Annotated in this window: 18 protein-coding genes; 11 read left to right on the top strand and 7 right to left on the bottom strand. The window is 63.9% G+C overall.

All coding sequences use genetic code 11. From position 1 onward, the window contains the following. Positions 1-284: 284 nt before the first annotated feature. Complete coding sequence (locus ACFT1A_RS17685) at positions 285-653, top strand: Rv2175c family DNA-binding protein (protein ID WP_230813547.1); 369 nt, start codon at positions 285-287, stop codon at positions 651-653. Positions 654-688: 35 nt separating this feature from the next. Here ACFT1A_RS17685 and ACFT1A_RS17690 read toward each other — a convergent pair whose 3' ends face one another. The 4 genes from ACFT1A_RS17690 to ACFT1A_RS17705 form a co-directional block, all read right to left on the bottom strand. Then, the gene (locus ACFT1A_RS17690; RefSeq protein WP_378448014.1) at positions 689-1630 is read right to left on the bottom strand and encodes a phytoene/squalene synthase family protein; all 942 of its coding nucleotides are present in this window, start codon (positions 1628-1630) and stop codon (positions 689-691) included. A 19-nt stretch (positions 1631-1649) separates the two neighbouring features. Next, positions 1650-3218, bottom strand: coding sequence for an alpha-(1->6)-mannopyranosyltransferase A (locus ACFT1A_RS17695; protein ID WP_378448015.1), 1569 nt, complete (start codon positions 3216-3218; stop codon positions 1650-1652). Positions 3219-3316: 98 nt separating this feature from the next. Next, positions 3317-4909, bottom strand: coding sequence for a phytoene desaturase family protein (gene crtI / locus ACFT1A_RS17700; RefSeq protein WP_378448016.1), 1593 nt, complete (start codon positions 4907-4909; stop codon positions 3317-3319). 2 nt (positions 4910-4911) lie between these two features. Further along, the gene (locus tag ACFT1A_RS17705; protein ID WP_378448017.1) at positions 4912-6051 is read right to left on the bottom strand and encodes a polyprenyl synthetase family protein; all 1140 of its coding nucleotides are present in this window, start codon (positions 6049-6051) and stop codon (positions 4912-4914) included. Between the two features lie 170 nt (positions 6052-6221). Here ACFT1A_RS17705 and ACFT1A_RS17710 point away from each other — a divergent pair, with 170 nt between their 5' ends. After that, positions 6222-7211 carry a methylenetetrahydrofolate reductase gene (locus ACFT1A_RS17710; RefSeq protein WP_020908084.1) on the top strand — a complete coding sequence of 330 codons (990 nt, stop codon included), beginning with the start codon at positions 6222-6224 and terminating at the stop codon, positions 7209-7211. 48 nt (positions 7212-7259) lie between these two features. Here ACFT1A_RS17710 and ACFT1A_RS17715 read toward each other — a convergent pair whose 3' ends face one another. The 3 genes from ACFT1A_RS17715 to ACFT1A_RS17725 all read right to left on the bottom strand — a co-directional run bounded on the left by ACFT1A_RS17715 (position 7260) and on the right by ACFT1A_RS17725 (position 10325). Beyond that, a complete protein-coding gene (locus ACFT1A_RS17715; RefSeq protein ID WP_378448018.1) occupies positions 7260-8054 on the bottom strand; it encodes an LppM family (lipo)protein in 795 nt (264 codons plus the stop codon). Positions 8055-8124: 70 nt separating this feature from the next. Next, positions 8125-9723, bottom strand: a complete 1599-nt coding sequence (locus ACFT1A_RS17720) for a phytoene desaturase family protein (protein ID WP_378448019.1) — start codon at positions 9721-9723, stop codon at positions 8125-8127. Then, positions 9720-10325 (bottom strand): GNAT family N-acetyltransferase, encoded by a 606-nt coding sequence (locus ACFT1A_RS17725; protein WP_378448020.1) that lies wholly within the window; start codon positions 10323-10325, stop codon positions 9720-9722. Before ACFT1A_RS17725 ends, ACFT1A_RS17720 begins: the two co-directional genes overlap by 4 nt. Before the next feature lie 147 nt (positions 10326-10472). Between ACFT1A_RS17725 and ACFT1A_RS17730 the strand changes: the two genes are divergently transcribed. The 9 genes from ACFT1A_RS17730 to mraY all read left to right on the top strand — a co-directional run bounded on the left by ACFT1A_RS17730 (position 10473) and on the right by mraY (position 20941). Then, complete coding sequence (locus ACFT1A_RS17730) at positions 10473-11024, top strand: SAV_6107 family HEPN domain-containing protein (protein ID WP_378448021.1); 552 nt, start codon at positions 10473-10475, stop codon at positions 11022-11024. Positions 11025-11261: 237 nt separating this feature from the next. Continuing rightward, a complete protein-coding gene (locus ACFT1A_RS17735; protein WP_283304387.1) occupies positions 11262-11708 on the top strand; it encodes a DUF3040 domain-containing protein in 447 nt (148 codons plus the stop codon). Between the two features lie 594 nt (positions 11709-12302). Continuing rightward, positions 12303-12734 carry a division/cell wall cluster transcriptional repressor MraZ gene (gene mraZ / locus ACFT1A_RS17740; RefSeq protein WP_003941779.1) on the top strand — a complete coding sequence of 144 codons (432 nt, stop codon included), beginning with the start codon at positions 12303-12305 and terminating at the stop codon, positions 12732-12734. A gap of 190 nt (positions 12735-12924) precedes the next feature. After that, entirely contained in the window at positions 12925-13938 is a 1014-nt protein-coding gene (gene rsmH / locus ACFT1A_RS17745) for a 16S rRNA (cytosine(1402)-N(4))-methyltransferase RsmH (protein ID WP_230813526.1), read from the top strand. Beyond that, entirely contained in the window at positions 13935-14579 is a 645-nt protein-coding gene (locus ACFT1A_RS17750; protein ID WP_378448022.1) for a hypothetical protein, read from the top strand. The genes rsmH and ACFT1A_RS17750 overlap by 4 nt, the downstream gene beginning before the upstream one ends. Beyond that, positions 14576-16450: a peptidoglycan D,D-transpeptidase FtsI family protein gene (locus ACFT1A_RS17755; protein WP_378448023.1), complete on the top strand. Its 1875-nt coding sequence runs from the start codon at positions 14576-14578 to the stop codon at positions 16448-16450. Before ACFT1A_RS17750 ends, ACFT1A_RS17755 begins: the two co-directional genes overlap by 4 nt. A 179-nt stretch (positions 16451-16629) precedes the next feature. Continuing rightward, complete coding sequence (locus tag ACFT1A_RS17760; protein WP_378448024.1) at positions 16630-18261, top strand: UDP-N-acetylmuramoyl-L-alanyl-D-glutamate--2,6-diaminopimelate ligase; 1632 nt, start codon at positions 16630-16632, stop codon at positions 18259-18261. Next, positions 18261-19862 carry a UDP-N-acetylmuramoyl-tripeptide--D-alanyl-D-alanine ligase gene (murF, locus tag ACFT1A_RS17765; RefSeq protein WP_378448025.1) on the top strand — a complete coding sequence of 534 codons (1602 nt, stop codon included), beginning with the start codon at positions 18261-18263 and terminating at the stop codon, positions 19860-19862. Before ACFT1A_RS17760 ends, murF begins: the two co-directional genes overlap by 1 nt. Beyond that, positions 19859-20941: a phospho-N-acetylmuramoyl-pentapeptide-transferase gene (gene mraY, locus ACFT1A_RS17770; RefSeq protein WP_003941699.1), complete on the top strand. Its 1083-nt coding sequence runs from the start codon at positions 19859-19861 to the stop codon at positions 20939-20941. Before murF ends, mraY begins: the two co-directional genes overlap by 4 nt.

Below are 20941 nucleotides of genomic sequence, written 5' to 3' on the forward strand. Positions count from 1 at the left end.
TACGATCTGCGTGTTTACGATCTGCGTGTTTACGATCTGTGTGGTGGCTATCAGTAAGTAAGTGGTTGTGTGCGGCGCAATGGCCCCCGCCGTACGGGCGCCGATTCACGGTCACCGCGCATTCCCGGTTACTGATACGCCGCATCCCGTCCATCGTAGCCAGCGATACCGACGCGGAAGTCTCGAGAACGTCACAGAGCGTATTGGCCGAACCGGAGCGACGGTTTCGAGCACGCCGCCGGGCGGTACACAGCGGGCACGCCGGACCGGATAAACTTCCCGCGGTGAGCGCGATTCCTTATTGTGATGATGTCCTGGATTCTTCGGTTTCCCTGTTCCAGCTGGTGGATGTGGCGAAGAACGTCGGGTTGCCGGTGAGCAAGGTTCACCAGTTGCTTCGCGATCACAAGATCGTCGCAGTCAAGCGTCACGGTGTTCTCGGTGTTCCCGAAGTGTTCTTCGGCGAGGACGGCCAGATCGTCAAGTGGCTGCCCGGTCTCCTGGCGGTATTGCACGACGGGGGCTACACCGACATCGAAATCCTTCGCTGGCTGTTCCTGGCCGACGATTCCCTGCCTGGTCGCCCGGTAGACGCACTGCATGGCGATCTCGCACGTGAGGTCATCCGCCGCGCGCAGGCGATGGCCTTCTAACTCGCCGGCTTTCCGACAACTCACCCACTGCGCATTCAACCGCGCCGGTTTTTCGCCGCATACGTAGCCGACCGGACGAGACCGGGCGCTGCGACCCGAAGCCGCGTGCGTCCGGGAACGGAAACTCGTCGATGCAGTATCCGGAAGTCGGCGCGCTCGACCTGATCGAGAATTGCTCCGTACAACACGAAAGCTGTGTGAATCGACGGCTGGACCCGCCGGTCGAGCATCGGGATTCCGGATTCGGCGGACCGATACCGCCCTCGCGTCACGGCAATGAAGTGTGCCAGCGCGCGCTTGACGCGAACGTCCACCGTTCCGGTTCTGCGCCCGTGCTCGAGCATCTCGATGTCGACGCCAAATGCGGCGAACTCGCTTGCCGGTAGATACAGGCGTCCGCGGTCGAGGTCTTCACCGACGTCGCGGATGAAGTTGGTCAGCTGAAACGCCTCACCGAGATTCGACGCGGGCACTACGGCCTCCTGCTGCGGAACGCTCACTCCGAGAATCGGCAGCATCTGCAAACCGATGACCACGGCCGAGCCGTACATGTACTCGCCCAATTCGTCCATGGTGTTGTAGACGGGTCGAAACTTCGCCGTGTCGGGGGCGTCCATCCGCATGGACTCGAAGAAGGCTTCGAAATATGCACGAGGAATGTCGAACATCTGCACGGCGTCGGCGAAGGCCGGCAGCACACGGCTCAGGTCCGAAGGAATCGTTGCCGGGAGTTCACGTATTCCAGCGGCGTCCAGCGCCGTGAACGTCGCACGTTCGACATCGGCGAGGACAGTGCCGCGTTCGTGCGGACCCGACGGTTCGTCCACGACGTCGTCGACGATGCGAGCAAATGCGTAGAGGGCGTGAACTGCGCGGCGTCGTGGCTCGGGTAATAACCGCGCGGCCAGAAAGTACGTGCGGCCGTGTTCCTTTGTCACGCCCTCGCAGAATCCGTAGGACGCGGACAGTGCGTTCATGGCCTGTGGATCACGCGGATCATGACGTCGAGGTCGCCGAGGCTGGTGTAGAGACTTCGGCCGGTTTTTCATGACGCCGACCACGAAGTCGGAGTGGGTCTTCCGTCTGTAGGGACATCGCCGCGATCACCGCGGCGAAGATAGCCAGAGCCACATGCGGGAAGGTGTACAGGCCGATGGATCCGTCCGGCTGGAACACGAGCATCAGCCAGGTGGACAGGCCGGTCAGTACAGCGAGGGTGGTCGGCGACATTGCAAAACCGGCCGCTACTGCCAACGGCCAGGAGTAGTACCAGGGGAGTGCGGCAGGGGAGAGAACGACGATGGCGACCATCACGATCACGATGCCCATGACGGCGTCGCGCTCGGTCTTGCGGTAGCGCCACCACACGACGGCGATGATCGCGATCAACACTACTGCCGAGATGGTCCGCGAGACTTCGAGGATGTCGTTGAAATGGTCACCGGCGAACCAGGAGGTGGCCATGGTTCCGATGTGCGCCACGATCGTGGGCAGCGAGAGCCAGTTGATGATCTTTGCCGAGCCGGAGAGTGCCGTCGTCCAGCCGAGGCCGACGCCGGCAATCAGTGAGGTGGATCCGAGTACCGCCACGAACACGGCAAAACCAGCACCCGCCGTCTTGACGAACGACCGGATCGGTGACGCCGGTTCGCGGCCGGCGGCCGCGGCATCCTCCCTCTCGTGGATCATCCAGATCCAGACGATGAACGGGAGCGCAACGCCCGCGGTTGCCTTGATCGCGACGGCGAGTGCAATCAACCCTATTCCGAACAGATGCTTACGTTCGAGAGCGAGCGCGATGCCTGCGGCCATGAGGCCGACCATGAGCATCTCGTTGTGAACGCCGCCGATCAGGTGGATCAGGACGAGGGGATTGAGTACGGCGAGCCACAGGGCGATCGAGGTGTTTCCGCCGAGCTTCGTCGCGAGATGGGGGACGGCCCACATCATCAGGGCGAGTCCGGGGAGCATCGTGATCCGCAACAGCATCGTGCCGGCGATGACGTTCTCACCGGTCAGACGAACGATGGCGTCGGCGAGGAGAAGGTGAACCGGCCCGTACGGAGTAGTCGTCGTCGTCCACACGTTGGAGACGTTGTCGAGCAGGATGCCCGGATTGACGACGGGGCCGACGGCGTACGGGTCGAAGCCGTTGCGCAACAAGGCGCCTTGTGCCAGGTAGGAGTAGGCGTCACGGCTGAACATGGGAACCGCGAACAGCAGTGGAAACGTCCAGATCGGGACGACGTAGCGCAGACCGCGCAGCGAGACGTCACCGCGCAGAGTCGAGCGGCCCAGTCGAACCCAGGCGCCGATCATGCAGAGAACACCGATCCACACGATTGCCGCCGACAGGATCGATCCGTGTCCGAAACGTAGCCAGGACAGATGCATCGACTCGAGCAGCGGATCCTGGCGCCGGACGCTGCCGGCACCGAATCCGCCGAAAGTGATCATGACTGCGCCGAAGAAACCGAGCAGTGCACTGTGACCTTCGGGAGTCCGAAGGAAATTGGCGGCCCTTAGGTGCCACGGTATTTCAGTGGCTGCGGCAGAGGACGTCATCGGTGCAGGTTCCTCCCCCGAGGAGATCGGTGTCGATCGGCGCGTGCAGCGCCCGAGTCGGTGAATCGTGGATGAATGGTCGGTTACGAGGGGCTAGTTTAGTTGCTCGCACGAGTGCCCACCGCGCTGGCTCGCTCGCGTGTACCGGTAATACGTTCGGCGGCGAGCCGACCGGACAGCAGAACGGTCGGTACTCCTACCCCCGGAACGGTTCCCGACCCGGCGAGAACGACGTTGTCGAAGCCGCGGGCGAGGTTCTTGCGTCGGAACGGCCCCGTCTGGGTGAAGGTGTGTGCCGCCGCGAACGGGCTACCGGCGGCCATGCCCTTCTCGAGCCAGGTCTGCGGGGTGTCGACGTGATCGATCTCGAACGACTCGACCAGTCCCGTGTAACCGCGTTCCTGCAGCGTGAGGAGGATTTCGCGGACGTAGGGCATGCCGAGAGTCGACCAGTCGAGCGGCGCACTGTCCAGATTCGGGCACGGCGCGAGGACTGACAACGGTTCACGGATCCGGCCGTCTCGCGAGAAGGCCAAGCCCGGATCGGTCTGTGCCGGTCGGGTGACGAGCAGTGACGGATCACTCATCAGTTGCCCGCGGCCGCGGCGTGCCGTGATCTCGGCGAAGGTACGCTTCCACGCCTCGCCGAAGTCGATCATGTGGTGTCGCTGCGCGGGCCATCCGTCGGCGACCGCAGAGGAAACAGTGCCGTGAATCACGACCGCGGACGGCGATGTACGCACTCGGCGCGGGCGGATTCGGGTATGAGGGCGCTGGAGCGAGTCCGTGACGGCCATGTCGGGAGTGAGGACGGCGGCGTCACAGTGGAAGCGCTCACCGCCGCGTGTGTGAACGGCTTGCACGCGCCGATCGCTCACTTCGAGGCGTTCGACAGTGCGGCCGAGGTGCAGAATTCCACCGGCCTCGGTGAAGGCGTCGGCCATGGACTCGGCGATCGTGCGCATCCCGCCCTCGGGGAAGTAGACGCCGAGCGAGGTATCCATGTGGGCGATCGCCCCGTACACCGCGAGGGCTCGAGACGGAGCAACGCCCGCATACAGTGCTTGGAAGGTGAAGATCCGCCGAAGGCGAGGGTCACGGATCTTGCGATCCACCTGCCCACCCAGTTTCCCGAATCCTCCCAGCGCGACGAGTCGGCTCAGATCCTTGACCGCGGCACGCGAATTGACCAGTCCGAGGGGAGAATCGAAGTCGGCGTCCATGAAGCGATCGAATTCGGCGTCGAAGATCCGGTTCAGCCATCGGCGCAGCACGCGGTATCGCTGCGCTTCTTCCGGCCCGCAGACGCGGGCTACTTCGGCAGCCATGTCTTCGGGATCGGCGTGAACGTCGAGAGTAGTGCCGTCCGCGAATCGCGCGTGGTACGTCGGATCGAGCTTGTGCACAACGAATTTGGGGTTCGTCGAGTCGGGGTCGGCGCCGACGGCGGCAAGGGCGTTTTCGACGAGTTCGGGCATCGTGAGCACCGTGGCGCCGTTGTCGATGCTGTAGTCACTGCCTTCGTAGATGCCGACTCGTCCACCGACCGAGCTGTTGCTCTCGAGAATCGTGACTTCGCGCCCGGCGCCCCGCAGATACAACCCCGCAGACAGTCCGGCGAGTCCGGCGCCGACGATCACCACCCGATCGGTCGGCGAGCTGACAGTTCGAGTGCGGTGCACGTCTGCCACGGTCAGTAGCTTCGCTTCGTGGCCGCGATCGCCATGTCGGTGAGACGAGCCTTGGCCTCAGCCGTTGCTGTGCTTGCGCCGAGAGCGTTCGACGCTGCCTCGACGAGGGTGTCGATCTGCGTTTCGACGTCGGTGACGGCGCCGAGATCGGTCATCACCTCGCGCAGGGTGTCCACTTCGGTGTCGGTGAGCTCGGTGCCGATTCCGTTGCGAAGTAGTTCGGCCGCCGCCGGGTCCGCGGCGTCGGCGCGGGCGAGTGCCATCGCGAACAGCACAGTCCGCTTGCCTGCAATGAGATCGTCGCCCGAGGGTTTGCCCGTGACGGACGGGTCTCCGAACACTCCGAGTAGGTCGTCGCGAAGTTGGAACGCGATGCCGATGTCGGTTCCGAACGTGCGGTAAGCGTCGATCAACTCGGCGTCAGCACCGAACAGTGCGGCGCCGACGTGCAGTGGGCGTTCGATCGTGTACGCGGCGGTTTTGTAGCGGTTGACCCGCATGGCCGCCTCGACGGTTTCGTCACCGCGGGCTTCGTTGCTGATGTCGAGGAACTGGCCACCGAGCACCTCGGTGCGCATTGCCGACCAGACCGGGCTGACCCTTGCGGCTGCCTCGGGGCTGATCCCGGATTCTCGGATCATGTCGTCTGCCCAGGCCAACGCCAGGTCGCCGAGAAGAATGGCGACGGCCTCGCCGAAGTGTGCGGAGTCGCCGCTCCACTTCTCGCCGCGGTGCTGGTCCTCGAATTCGACGTGAACGGTCGGGAAGCCGCGCCTGGTCGTTGAGGCGTCGATGATGTCGTCGTGGACGAGCGCGCAGGCCTGCACCAGTTCGAGGGCCGCGCACGCACGAATCACGGCGTCCGCGTCGCTCCCGTTCGGGTCGCCTCCGGCGCCGAGCCAACCCGTCCAGGCGAACGACGGCCGGACCCGCTTTCCCCCACGCAGGACGAAGGCCTCGAGGGTATCGACGGCCTTCTCGTATCCACCGCCGATGTTCGAGACGAGTTCGCGACGTGAAGCGAAGAAGTCGCGGAGCGCTCCTTCGAACACGCCTGGCAGTTCGAGTGAGGTCGGATGCGGTGCGGTGTTGGTCGAACTCTGTCCAACGCGCGCGGTTCCTGCGGACAGGGTGGCCTCCAAGATCGGTATGTTCTCGCGCCGGAGGGTTACACGGAAGCGAGCTTGGAGCCCAGCTTAGTGGGGGTTGGAATCAACGGCGGGTCGGGCCGTGAACTGCGTGATCCTGACATTCGGGATGCGCAGTCCTGGGCGATGAGCTTGTTTGCGGCTGGAAAACATATGCTTGACCGGTGACATTCGATCCAGTCAGGGGCCGCTCCAGCGAGGGGTGGGCCACCCGAACACCGTCGATCGTCGATCGGATCGCTTCCTCGACAGGTAGCCGCATTCCGTTCTCGGTCGAGTTTTCGCCGCCGCGCGACGCCGACGCCGAAGCGCGTCTGTGGCGTGCGGTGCGTACCTTCGAGCGGCTCGGACCGGCATTCGTCTCGATGACGTACGGCGCAGGTGGGTCGACGCGCGATCGGACGGTACGCGTCACCGGTGAACTGGCCGAAGAGACGACCCTGCTGCCGGTTGCTCACCTGACTGCGGTGTCGCACAGCACCGAAGAACTTCGTGCCATGGTCGGTGCCTACGCCGATCGTGGGATCAGCAACATCCTCGTATTGCGCGGCGATCCGCCCGGCGATCCGCTCGGCGAGTGGAAGAAGCATCCCGAAGGCGTCGAGTACGCCGAGGAACTCGTGCGGATGGTCCGAGACCTGGGCGACTTCCACGTGGGTGTGGCGTCGTTCCCCGAGGGCCACTACCGCGCTCCGGACTTGGCATACGACACGAAGTACCTGGTGTCGAAGCTGCGTGCTGGCGCGGAGTACTCGATCACGCAGATGTTCTTCGACGTGGAGGACTACCTGCGTCTTCGTGACCGGGTCAGTGCGTACGACGCGGAACAGGGCGCCAAGCCGATCATCCCGGAGATCATGCCGGTGACCTCGCTGCGTTCGGTGAGGCGCATGCTCGAACTGTCGGGCTCGTCGCTGCCACCCGCCCTCGAACGTCGATTCGACGCCGCGGCCGGAAGCGGTCCGGAAGAGAACCGTGCCGCGGTCCGTGAACTCGGTATCGATCTGGCCACCGAGATGGGTGAGCGGTTGATCGCCGAAGGAGCTCCGTGCTTGCACTTCATCACGTTGAACTTCGCGCGTGCAACGAGTGAGGTCCTCGAGCGCCTCGGTCTCACCCCCGACACCTCGGTCGGGACAGCGCAAGCCGTCTGATCTTCGGTTGCCCCGCTCGACGACGATCGAGTGGGCAACCGCCAGGCGCTACTTCGTCGTGTTTCTCGGATTCTCGGTGTCAGCTTGCTTCGTGACCGGTGGCTTTGCGACAGGCGCCTTCATCGCTGGCGCTTTCGAGGCGGGTGCGCGCTTGACCGGTGCGCGATTGCGCGCCATCCAGGCCAGCGCGCCGACGACGATTGCGACCCCGAGCGTCAGTCCGGCCATGATGCCGGCCCAACCGGCGAAACTTCGAGTGCTGGGATCCGCATAGTTGACCTCGGCACGCATCGTCGACACCTCGCCGGCAGGCAACGTCCACGACACCCGGGAATCACCGTCCCGGGTTCCGTTCGTGGTGCCCACCCGTGCCGGGAATGCGATGCTGACCTGGACGTCGGCGCCCTGGGCTGGCAGCGTCTTCAGGTCTACCTTGCCGTCGAGTGTGACGGTGTCTCCCGAGCGCTTGAGGGTGAGCTGGAAAGAGCCGGATCCCTCCGCGTACATCGAACTCAGCTGGGCGACGTCACCGAAAGACAAATCGCTGAAGAAGGCCTGACTGCCGACGTAACCGTCCTTCTTGTACTCCTGGACCCGTACTTTGTCCTCCAGTGAGGAAGGCGGGGTCAGCTGGGGACCCTTGTCTGCCTCGTCCGCAGGTATCGCGGCGGCGACCACCTGACCCGACACACGATCGTTCGCGGACACGCCCATCGACACCTGCACGCGGATGCATCCGGCCAGCAAGGGAACCAACATCAGGGCGAGCGCGGCAACCGTCAGGAAGCGTTTCCGACTGGTCGGCTTGGCGGCGGGATCGGTGGACTGTTGCACACTGGCCATCGTGCCAGCCGTGGCTTAGCCAGTCACCGAGGCGGGGGCGTGTCGGCGGGTGAAGTTCGGCGGGTGACCTTCACGACCTGGCCGAACGACGCATCCAACGACCAGTCGCACCCCGGCGGCTGTCGGACAGTGCGATTCGAGCGGCGCTGCGACCACTGGCTCCGGACACACCACCACCGGGATGCGTCGACGCACCGGTCAGGTACAAGCCGTCTGCTCCCGGAACGCGATGCCTCGACAGTTCCGGAAGCGGTCGCCACAACATCATCTGATCGAGTGACATTTCGACGTGCATGACATTTCCGCCGATCATCCCCAATTCCGACTCGATGTCGCGGGGAGTCTGAATGAAGCGGTCGAGGACGGAATCAGCGAATCCGGGCGCGACGGCCTCCATCTCGCGGACGATCCGGTCGGCCTCCGCCTCCGCGACCGACGCCCAATCACGATGCCCGCTGAGGCGATACGGTTGCCACTGCGACCACAGCGTCACCTGATGTCGACCGGCCGGGGAGATCGTGGGATCGATTCCGCTGAAACTCATTCCGAGAACCGCAGGGCGAGGAGGAAGTTCCCCCGCCAGCGCTGCGCCGTGTGCAGTGCGCAAGTGGGCGCGATCGGAAACGAGCAATTGCAATCCCGACGTGCTTTCCTGCGTCGTGGCATCGCCGCGGTAGGACGGAAGCGCCGATGTTGCCAGTCGCAGTACCGCGCCGATACCGGGGCCTACCCTGATGCGGCGACGCCATCGTTCGAGCGTCTCGCCGTCGAAGCCGCCGCGGCTCAGGAGTTCTAGCGTGGTGAGGATGTGGCACCCGGCAATTACCTTGCGAGCGTGAATCTCTCGACCGTTCTCGGTCGTGGCGGTCCAGTGATTCGAGTTAGGGCGGATCGACGCCACTCCGTCACCGAGTGAGATTGCGGCGCCGTCGACAGCCATGCGGGAGGCCAACGCAGCGCTCAGCGCGCCGCTCCCGCCGACTGCCCGACCGGGGGGCAAGACGTGCATGAGTGCAGCGAAGCCGACCATCGGAGCGGTTCCCGGTTCCGACATCGGAGGCCCGGACTGGGCGCCGAACCACGCCAACGCAGCCTTGAGTGCCTCGCTGTCGAAATACTCGTCCAGCAGTGCGTCGCCGGGCGCGAGGAACTGCCGCGAGAGTTCGCTGTTGCCGCGTGCGGTGGCGAGACCTCCGAACGCACCGATCAGGTTCGATCCGGTGGGCGGCGCCGAAAACGCTTTCATGACGTGTCGACTGCGCTCCGACCAGACTGCGACGAACCGCCGGTACGAGTCGGCGTCCTTTGTCCCGCAAGCTCGTTCGATGGACCGGCAGGTTGCGTCGAGGTCGCGGTGAAACACGATGCCCGGCCCGTCGGTGCCCGGGGCAGGCGGCGCGAACGCCCACGGGTCACAGTCGATGTAGCGCAGCCCGTGCGCGGCGAGTCCGAGTTCCTCGATGATGCCGCTGTGTCGAATCATGAGGTGCGCCGACGACCCCCGGTCCACCTTGTATCCGGGAAATCGCTCGACGGTCGAGACGGCGCCGCCGAGAACCGTGTCCTTCTCGAGCACCTCGACCGACCAACCCTCGCGTGCGAGGTAGGCGGCCGAAACGAGCGCGTTGTGTCCGGAGCCGACGACGACGGCGTCGAGAAGTGCGCTCACAGCGGCAGTCCGCGGCCGAGGACCGCGAACGGTCGGTTGTCGCCGGCAAAACGAAATCTGCGGAGCACGTCACGAAAGCCGAGGCGACGGTACAGCCGCCAGGCACGGTTGTCCTCGTCGTACACCTCGGGGGTCGACAACAGAACACTGCGTTCGGGTCGCTCGGCGAGGAGGTGGCGCAAGAGCGATTCGCCCAACCGGTGACCTTGTCCGTTCGGATGCACGTGAAGTTCGGTGAGTTCGAAGTAGTCGCTCAGAATCGCATCGATCTCGCTCTGGGGGCGACCCGAGCGCCGAAGCCCGTGCAGAACCTGCTGATGCCACCACTGGTCCGGGCTCCCGCGATACCCGTAAGCGATGCCCACCAGTGGCAGATTTTCGTGCGACGGTTGCTGGGGAACGGCCAATGCGCCGACGGCTTTCCAGCCAGGCCGGTTCGCATGCTCCTGCCACATCGGTGCGCGATGGAACTCGGTTCCTCGCGGATAGTCCATCGCTGTGACGTACACGGCCAGTGCCTCGTGGAGTCGACTCGCGAATTCTTCGCGGTCGAGGTCGACCGTATGTGGTGTCCAGGCGATCTGCGGGTCGACCGGTCTCACCTCTTCTCTTGACGGCGTGTCGGTGGGTGCAGTTATATTGAATAGGTCGAACAGATGTTCGATGTGGGTGATCCGGAGATGCCCGAAGGGAAGCGGGCATCTCCGGCCCACCTGGTCTTGGATCCTTACGGTGCAGGAGGTGCCCCGATGTCCGAGCGTGTGAAGCCTGAACGTGTGAATTCCGTACGAACTCTTCCTGCCGAGTTGTCGAGTCCGTCGGATGGCGCAATCTCTCGATTGCCGATGTCGGCGCGGCGGTCGTTCGGTGCGACGGCCACCAGCCACGGCAGTGTTCAAGTGGGAAAGTCCGGTGTGGCATGGGGACTGCTTCGGAAGGCCGATGCGCTTCTGGAGGAAGCGATCGGGGCAGGCGATCCTGCCGACCGGTTCCGGTGTGCTTACCTGGCGGCGCTGCGTGGTGCCGGGGCGGTGTTGGCAGCGACTCCCGCCGGTGCCGGTTCGAAGCGCAAGCGAACCGGCAACGCATGGGTCCTGATGGACGCCGCAGCGCCCGCGTTCGGTGCGTGGTCGAAGTTCTTCGCGGGGTGGTCCGCTACGCGTGCGGCCGTGGAAACCGGTGTGTCGATCGTGATCACAGACTCCGATTCCGACGCATTTTTTGCCGAGGTCGGTCGTTTTCTCACCGCAGTCGAAGATTTCATCCGTCAGGACACGTCCGCGCATTTGCAAGCGTCGTGAACAAATGGTCCGTCCCGGCAGTCATTTCCGGGGAAATTCCTGGTCTGCGCGGGCAAATGGAGCCGAATCGGGGCCCTTCGGCACGAATACGTACGCTTGTGGCGGAACTCGTACCCGGAGTTGGTGGTCCGAGACCTAAACTGCTCGTATTATGAAAACAGGTAATCGTCCAAGTTGATTACCCGCCGCCTCACACCGTGAGGTGGTTGCCAAACTTCCAGTGCCGGGGGAGGTACCGTGCCACTCTCCGAGCACGAGCAGCGCATGCTCGATCAGATCGAGAGCGCTCTTTATGCCGAAGACCCCAAGTTCGCCTCCAATGTGAGGGGCGGCCGTATGCGGGCGCCGTCGAGTAGACGGCGATTCCAAGCTGCGGCTCTATTCGTGCTGGGTCTGGTCCTGCTGATCGCGGGGGTTGCCCTCCCGCTCAAGCCGGGCGGTTTTCCGATCATCAGCCTGTTCGGTTTCTTGTTCATGTTCGGCGCAGGGGTGTTGTTCCTCTGGGGTGGTGGACGTAAGTCCGCAGCAGCTGCCGACCCCGCTTCCGAAGGCGGCAATCATCCTTCCGGTCCGCCGGGCAGGGGTACCGCCGGTGGTTCCGGACGGGGACGCGGCCGGAAGTCCGGCGGCGGATTCTCGTCGCGGATGGAAGATCGATTCAAACGCAGGTTCGAGCAGGACTAGCTCTCCCGCCCTTCTTCGGGGCTAACTTCGAGAGTGATGCAGTTCGGACATGACGCCCTTTGCAGGGCACGAACGACCACACGTGTGGCGGTCGGCAACCAAGGTTGCCGACCGCCACACGCATTGGTGTGGGTGTCGTCCTGTGCGCTGGCGGGGTTACCGGCGAATCAGTGACGCGCGAGCGAATCACTCGTCACCCTGGCTACCCGTAGACGTGCCCACGGGCTTCCTCCACTTCGCTCCACCCGGTCCTCCACTTTCCCCCACCCTGGCCGAACTGCCACGCTCGACCAGACCTCGTCCAGCTCACGTCTATTCGAAAACCGTGCTTGTACTGCGATTTTGTCCGGGGGGAGCGACAAATCGTGGCGTGAAGGCTCGATATGACGGTGGTGTGGGCCGGGACACGGTTGCAAATTTCCCCCACGTCTCCCCACCTGCGCTGACCTGCTATTTATCAGCAAATGATGCTGAATAGGGACCATGTGCTCCTTGTTTGTGGGGGAAAGTGGGGTACTGTGGGTTCGGGCGGAGAGCTGAAGCACGATCCGCTCGATAGGGAGGGTTTCAGCGCAAGCTCGCAGGAGGTGTCGAGTGTTCCTCGGTACCTTCACGCCGAAGCTCGACGACAAAGGTCGGCTCACGTTGCCGGCAAAGTTCCGAGACGAACTGGCAGGAGGATTGATGATCACCAAGAGTCAAGATCACAGCCTCGCCATCTACCCCCGGGACGAGTTCGTCAAGCTCGCTCGAAAGGCAGCGGCAGCTCCACGCAATGATCCGGCAGCTCGGGCGTATGTACGTGCCCTGGCCGCCGGCACAGATGAACAGCACGCCGATGCCCAGGGGCGAATCACCCTCTCGGCTGATCATCGGCGTTACGCAAACCTGTCGAAGGAATGCGTAGTGACCGGCTCCGTCGATTACCTCGAGATCTGGGATCTAGCAGCCTGGGAGAGGTATCTCGGAGACAACGAAGAGGACTATTCGCAGGCAACAGGCGAATCTCTCAGCGAGATCGTCTAGGCGAAGAGCCCCCGGCGAATGCCGCGAGGCCTCTGCCCGGAAAGACCCTGACGCACTTCCCCAGCGCCAGGTTCTCCTTCGGGCAGGGACCTCGAAGCATTCGCCTTCTCGAACAGTCATCGCCTTCTCGGAAAGTCAGCAACTTTTCGAAAAGTCATCGGAAATCATGAAAGTAGGAGCCGGAGCAATCATGGTGGATCACGAGGTGAACGAACCCTCGGATGCCGATGGCTTCGCACACGTCCCTGTACTTCTACATCGCGCCGACGATCTTCTCGGCCCTGCCATCACAGCTGTCGGTGACGGTGGTGCGGGCGCCTACATGATCGATGCGACGTTGGGGCTCGGCGGCCACTCCGAATTCTTCCTCGGCAAGTACCCGGGCCTTCATCTCATCGGTCTCGACCGCGACACCAATGCACTCCGTATCGCTTCCGAGCGTCTGGCGCCCTTCGCAGACCGAACCACGTTCGTGCACACCACGTATGACGGGATCGAAGACGCGCTCGAACAGGCCGGTCTGCCGTCAACGGAGTCGGTTCACGCGATCCTCTTCGATCTGGGTGTGTCGTCGATGCAACTGGACGAAGCCGACAGAGGTTTTGCGTACTCGATCGACGCCCCTCTCGACATGCGAATGGATCAGACGGTCGGGCTGACCGCGGCCGAGGTTCTCAACACCTACAGTCACGGCGACCTTGCTCGCATTCTGAGCACGTACGGCGAAGAGAGGTTCGCCGGAAAGATTGCGTCCGAGGTCCTTCGGCAGCGTGAGCGTGAACCTTTCACCACCAGTGCAGCTCTGGTCGAGTTGCTCTACCGGACAATCCCGGCAGCCACGCGACGTACCGGTGGACACCCGGCCAAGCGCACCTTCCAAGCGCTGCGGATCGAAGTCAATGCCGAGTTGGACTCGCTTCGTGCAGCGGTGCCTGCCGGGCTCGACGCACTGGCAGTCGGTGGACGAGTGGTGTTCATGTCCTACCAGTCGCTCGAGGACCGAGTTGTGAAGGCGGAGTTGGTTCCCCGCTCCAAGTCCACCAGTCCTGAAGGTCTTCCGGTCGAGTTGCCGGGAATGGGACCGGAATTCCGCATTCTCACCCGTGGCGCAGAACGCGCGTCCGAGCAGGAAATCGAAGAGAACCCACGATCAGCTCCGGTGCGTTTGCGTGCCGCAGAACGCATTTCCAGGAGGCGAGCATGAGTGGTCAGGGCAAATCCGGTGCAGCGCAACGCGCATACGAGAAGCGCACCGCACGGGCGGCTGGTCGGACCGGAACTGCCGCTGCTGCCGACCCGTCGATCTCTCCTCGGGCGATGCTCAAGGGACGAGTACCGTTCGTGGCCTCCGTCATCGGACTGCTGTCGATCGGTCTTGCGGTGACTCTGCTGCTGACCACTCGCGCTGCCGAGGATTCGTACCAACTCAGTGATGCGCGTGCTTACAACCAGTCTTTGGTCGAGCAGAAAGCAGCGCTCGAACGTGACTTCCAGTCGCGTAACTCGGCTCCGGAGTTGGCAAATCAGGCCAGCGCTCTCGGCATGGTTCCGGCCAAGGATCCTGCACGCCTGGTGGTGCATCCGGATGGTTCGGTCGAGGTCGTCGGAACGCCGACTCCCGCGACTGCCGGAGCTATGCCACCGCTTGATGCGCCCACGTCGGTCCCCGCACCGACCTCGACGCCACCGCGCACCACGCCGCCGGTAGTCCCAGGAGCCACGCCGAGCGTTCCGAATAACACGCGAAACCTCGCGCAGAGTGAACAATTGGTTCCTGTGATCCCCACAACGACAGCACCCGCCACCACGACGGCGGTGCCTGCTCCGCCTGAGGAACGTCGGTGAGTCAGAACCCCCGTAACAACCCCGGTCGGCGTCCGCGCCGCTCGGCTACCGCCTCCTTCCCGTTTCGCCAGCGAGTCGGTCGTATCACGATGTGTGGTGCGCTCGCCGTTGCGGCATTGCAGCTCTTGTGGATTCAGGGCATCGATGCGCCGAGTCTGGCCGCGGAGTCCGCGAATCAGCGAACCACGACGCAGGTCGATCCCGCCGTACGCGGCTCGATTACCGACCGCAACGGAAACCCTCTCGCGTTCACCATGGAAGCCAAAGCGCTGACCTTCCAGCCGGTGCGGGTGCGCAAGGAACTCGAGGAAGCGCGTGCCAAGAGCATCGAGCAGGGTGCCGAGGGCGACAAGCAGGCACCGGAAGTCAGCGATCGCCTCGCCGAGATCGCAGCCGGAATTCACGCCAAGCTCGGCGATACCGTTCCGGAAAAAGACTTACTTCAGAAGATGAACAGCAACGAGACTTTCACCTACCTCGCGCGCAGCGTGGACCCGGCAGTTGCGGCCGAGATTTCGGACAAGTTCCGGGAGGTCGGCCTCGAGCGACAGGACATCCGCGAGTACCCCGGCGGTTCCCTGGCCGCGAATCTCGTCGGCGCGACCGGTTGGGACGGGCACGGGTTGCTCGGCCTCGAAGATTCGATGGACTCCACGCTCGCCGGAACCGATGGATCCGAGACCTACGACCGCGGTTCGGACGGGGCTGTGATCCCCGGTAGCTGGCGTGACAAGCAACCGGCCGTCAACGGTTCGGGCGTCGAACTGACCATCGATTCGGATCTCCAGTTCTACGTTCAGCAGCAGGTTCAGATCGCCAAGGACAAGTCGGGCGCAAAGAACGCTTCCGTTGTGGTCATGGACTCCAAGACGGGGCAGGTGTTGGCCATGTCCAACGACAGCACCTTCAACCCCGCGATCGGCATCGACAAGAACGCGCCGACAGTCGAAATGGGCAATCCGTCGGTCAGCACACCGTTCGAACCCGGATCGGTGAACAAGATCGTCACCGCTGCAGCGGCCATCGAGGACGGTAAGACAACGCCGGACGAAGTTCTGCAGGTGCCGGGCAGCATCACGATGGCCGGCGCCACGGTCAAGGATGCGTGGGATCACGGTGTGGCTCCGTACACCTCTACCGGTGTGTTCGGAAAGTCCTCGAACGTCGGCACGCTGATGCTCGCTCAGCGAGTGGGCGAGGATCGCTACGCAGACATGCTGAACAGGTTCGGCCTCGGACAACGCACCGACGTCGGACTTCCCGGCGAGAGCGCGGGCAGCGTTCCGAGCCGCGACCAGTGGTCCGGCGGAACCTTCGCGAACTTGCCGATCGGTCAGGGTCTGTCGATGACAACCCTGCAGATGACGGGGATGTACCAGGCTATTGCCAACGACGGTGTGCGAATTCCTCCGCGGATCGTGAAGTCGACTGTCGATTCTTCCGGCGCTCGAACCGAGACGCCGCAACCCGAGGGCGTCGAGGTGGTCAGCGCCCAGACAGCCGCGACCGTTCGGGACATGTTCCGATCGGTCACTCAGGAAGACACGGGTAACCAACGAGGAACCGGTGTTGGCGCGGGCGTCGAGGGATATCAGGTCAGCGGCAAGACGGGCACCGCGCAGCAGGTGGATCCCGCGTGCAAGTGCTACTCCAACTCCAACTACTGGATCACCTTCGCGGGAATCGCGCCGGCGGACAACCCGAGATTCGTGATCGGAATCATGCTCGACGCCCCGGTTCGCGGCGTGGACGGCGGCGGCGGTCAATCGGCAGCGCCGTTGTTCCACAACATCGCCTCGTGGATGTTGCAGCGTGACAGTGTTCCGATGTCGCCGGACCCCGGTCGCAAGTTGGTGTTGCAGGCGGACTGATTGCGGGGTGTGGGGTCCGACACGGTCTTCGGGTTAATCCCGGACACGGTAATCTCAAACGCCGCAGTAATCTCATTCATTGCAGTGCGCCGAACCTTGCTGGCGCTGCGATCGCCATAGAACAACGACAGACCAACGACCGCCGTAGACCAACGACAATTCCCAGGAGTCGAGTGACAGTGCCGAATCGTTTGCAATCGTCGAACTCGGACGGCGCTCCCGGGACGCGTCCGACACAACCGGTTGCTACCGCGGTCACGGCGCTGTCCGAACTGTCCGGGGCTCGCCTCGAATGGGTCGGACAACCGGGATCACAGTCACCGGAGGTAGTCGTCAAGGGCGTCGACCTGCGTGCGCAGGGAATCGTGACCGATGACCTCTTCGCTGCTCTGCCCGGTGCCAGGACGCACGGCGCTCAGTTCGCCGTCGACGCTCTGGGGCGCGGTGCGACCGCGATCTTGACCGACCAGGCCGGCCTGGAATTGATCGAGGCCGCTGACAAGGCGCCCGACCGTCCCGTTCCCGTTCTGGTTCATCCGAATCCGCGGGACGTGCTCGGCGAGATCTCAGCGGAAATCTACGGCCGACCTTCAGAGAAGATGCAGGTTGTCGGCATCACCGGCACGTCCGGTAAGACCACGACGTCGTACCTGCTCGAAGCAGCGATTGCCGGAGCCGGCCGCAAGCCCGGCCTGGTGGGCACCATCGAGACTCGCATCGACGGCCGCCGGGTCCCCAGCGCGCTGACCACGCCGGAAGCTCCACAACTGCATGCTCTGTTCGCCGTGATGGCGGAGCAGGGGATCGACACCGTCGTCATGGAGGTGTCCAGTCACGCGCTCGCTCTCGGACGCGTCGACGGCATCCGCTTCGACATCGGCGCTTTCACCAATCTTTCGCAGGACCACCTCGATTTCCATCGGGACTTCGAGGATTACTTCCAGGCCAAGGCTCGGTTGTTCGATCCCGAGTCGACGGTGCGAGCCGAGCATGCCGTCGTCTGCGTCGACGACGTATGGGGTCGACGGATGGCCGAGTTGGCCGCGACCGACGAGAGCGATGCAGTGACCACGGTCTCGACCTCGACGGCCGAGGCCGAATGGAAGGTCGGTGCAGTCGAGGTTGCCGAGGACGGCTCACAGACTTTCGAGTTGGTCGGGCCCGACGGACAATCATGGCCGGTCTCGCTTCGCCTCCCCGGGCGATACAACGTGGCCAACGCTGCGCTGGCGCTGACCGTCAGTTTTGCTGCCGGCCTCGACCCGGACGCCGCTGTTCGAGCGCTCGGCAATGTGGATGTCCCCGGACGAGTTCAGCGGATCGACCGTGGACAGAGCTTTCTCGCTGTGGTCGACTACGCGCACAAGCCGGCAGCGCTCGAAGCCGTGATCGCCACGCTGCGCAACCAGGTTCCCGGCCGAGTTGCCGTGGTGGTCGGTGCGGGCGGGGATCGCGACGCCGGCAAACGGACTCTCATGGGCGAAGCGGGTGCGCGAGGTGCAGACCTGCTGATCGTCACCGACGACAACCCCCGTACCGAGGATCCGGCGAAGATTCGTGCTTCGGTGATGCAAGGCGCCATGGACGTGCCCGAATCCGAACGCGGCGAGGTTCGTGAAGTGGGGGACCGGGCGACCGCGATCGAGCAAGCGGTCCGGTGGGCACAGCCAGGAGATGTCGTCCTGGTGGCAGGCAAAGGCCACGAGGTAGGTCAAGAAATCGACGGGGTCAAACACCCGTTCGACGACCGCGAGGTGTTGGGCGAAATGATCGGCCGATTCGCGATCAACACAGCACATGGAGGCAAGTAATGATCCCGATGACGCTCTCTCGGATCGCCGAGATCGTCGGAGGAACCCTGCACGACGTCGACGATTCGTCGACGCAGGTGACTGGAACCGTCGAATTCGATTCGCGCAAGGTCGGTCCAGGTGGGCTTTTCCTCGCACTACCCGGCGCACGTGTCGACGGCCATGATCACGCGGAAGCTGCGGTGGCGGCAGGCGCCGTCGCGGTACTCGCGGCGCGGCCGGTCGGAGTGCCGGCGATCGTCGTTCCTTCGGTGCCGAACGACGGTCCCAGTGCGGTGATGCTGCTCGAACACGACACCGACGGATCCGGGGCCGCAGTCCTGCACGCCCTCGGTCTTGTGGCCCGAGCAGTCGTCGACGAACTGGCAACTGACGGAACAGCAACTGATGGTGGGCTGACGCTGGTCGGTGTCACCGGTTCTGCGGGCAAGACCTCGACCAAGGACCTGATTGCAGCGCTGTTGCGTGAGCGCGGTGAGGTGGTTGCGCCGCCCGGATCGTTCAACAACGAACTGGGTTTGCCGTGGACGGTCCTCCGCGCGGACGCGAAGACTCGCTTCCTGGTCCTCGAGATGTCGGCACGCGGGGTCGGCCACGTCGGCGAGCTGACCGAGATTGCGCCACCGAAGATCGGCGTCGTTCTCAACGTCGGTACCGCTCACCTCGGTGAATTCGGTTCGCGTGAAGCGATTGCTGTCGCCAAAGGTGAACTGGTGGAAGCACTCCCGTCGGCGGCCGACGGTGGAGTCGCGGTCCTGAACGCCGACGACCGCATGGTCGCCGCAATGGCGAGCCGGACCAAAGCCCGGATCGTATTCGTCGGCCAGTCGGAAGACTGCGACGTTCGGGCGACCGACGTGGTCGTCGACGATCAGGCCAGGGCTTCCTTCACGCTGAACTGTTCGCAGGGTTCGGCGCGTATTCGCCTGGCCGTGCACGGCGAACATCACGTGAGCAATGCCCTTGCCGCTGCGGCTGTCGCACTCGAGAACGGCCTCGCGGTTGAAGACATCGCGCGTGTCCTCGAGGGCACGAAGGCAGCGTCCGCGAGGCGAATGGAAGTCACCGAGCGCGCCGACGGCGTCACCGTTGTCAACGACAGTTACAACGCCAACCCCGATTCCATGCGCGCCGCCCTCAAAGCGTTGGTGTCCATGGCACGATCGGATCGGCACTTCGGGCGTCGTAGCTGGGCTGTGCTCGGTGAGATGGGTGAACTCGGGCCGGAGTCGGTGGTCGAGCACGACGCGATCGGTCGCCTTGCCGTCAGGCTCGACGTCAGCAAGTTGATCGTCGTCGGAACGGGCCGCACCTCACGTGCGATGCATCAAGGAGCGGTGATGGAGGGGTCGTGGGGTGACGAGTCCGTCGTCGTGCCCGACGCAGCTGCGGCAATCGCCATCCTCGAAGCAGAACTCGAACCCGGCGATCTCGTACTGGTGAAGGCCTCCAAGTCGGTTGAACTGTGGACGGTCGCCGAAGCGATTCTGGCCGCAACGCCAGGCGCCGACGGCGAGAACACCGGCAGCGAGAACACCGGCAGCGAGAACAACACTGGTGACGAGAACACTGACGGCGAGAACAGCGGGGATTCGCAGTGATCCAGATTCTTCTCGCCGCAGGCATCGCGCTCGCGGTCTCCATCATGCTCACGCCGATCCTGATCAAGGCGTTCTCGAAACAAGGTTTCGGGCAGGAGATCCGAACCGAAGGTCCGGCCAGTCACCAGGCCAAGCGCGGCACTCCCACCATGGGCGGCGTCGCGATCCTGACCGGAATCTGGGCCGGCTATCTCGGCTCGCACCTCATCGGTCTCGGCATGGACAACGCGGAGGGGCCATCGGCGTCCGGACTCCTCGTTCTGGGTCTGACCACAGCTCTCGGCGGAGTCGGTTTCCTCGACGACTTCATCAAGATCCGCAAGCAGCGCAATCTCGGACTGAACAAGACAGCGAAGCTGGTCGGACAGTTCGTCGCAGCAATTGCCTTCGGTATCTTGGCCCTTCAGTTCCGCGGTGACGACGGGCTGACTCCGGGCAGTGTTCATCTGTCGTACGTTCGTGACATCGCCACCGTCTCTCTCGGTTCCGTGGTCTTCATCGCGTTCTGCTACCTACTGGTCAGCGCCTGGTCCAATGCCGTCAACCTGACCGACGGCCTGGACGGTCTGGCCGCCGGGGCGATGAGTTTCGTTCTCGGCGCCTACGTCATCATCACGTTCTGGCAGTTCCGCTACTCGTGTGAGACCAACCCGGGCAAGGGTTGCTACGACGTCCGCGATCCACTCGATCTTGCGGTGCTCTGCGCGGCCGGCGCCGGCGCGTGCATCGGCTTCCTGTGGTGGAACGCCGCACCCGCCAAGATCTTCATGGGCGACACCGGTTCTCTTGCCCTCGGCGGCATGCTCGCGGGGTTGTCGATCACCACCAGCACGGAACTGCTGATGGTTGTCATCGGCGCACTGTTCGTCGCGGAGGCCGCGTCGGTGGTGATCCAGGTAGCGGTGTTCCGGTCCAGCCGACGGCGGGTGTTCCGAATGGCACCGTTCCATCACCACTTCGAACTCGCCGGGTGGGCTGAAACCACGGTGATCATCAGATTCTGGTTGCTGGCGGCTATCGCGTCGGCAATCGGATTGGCACTCTTCTACAGCGAATACCTCGCAGCGCTCGGAGGCTGA

This window comes from Rhodococcus sp. NPDC057135 (genome assembly GCF_042670865.1).
Taxonomy (GTDB): domain Bacteria; phylum Actinomycetota; class Actinomycetes; order Mycobacteriales; family Mycobacteriaceae; genus Rhodococcus_F.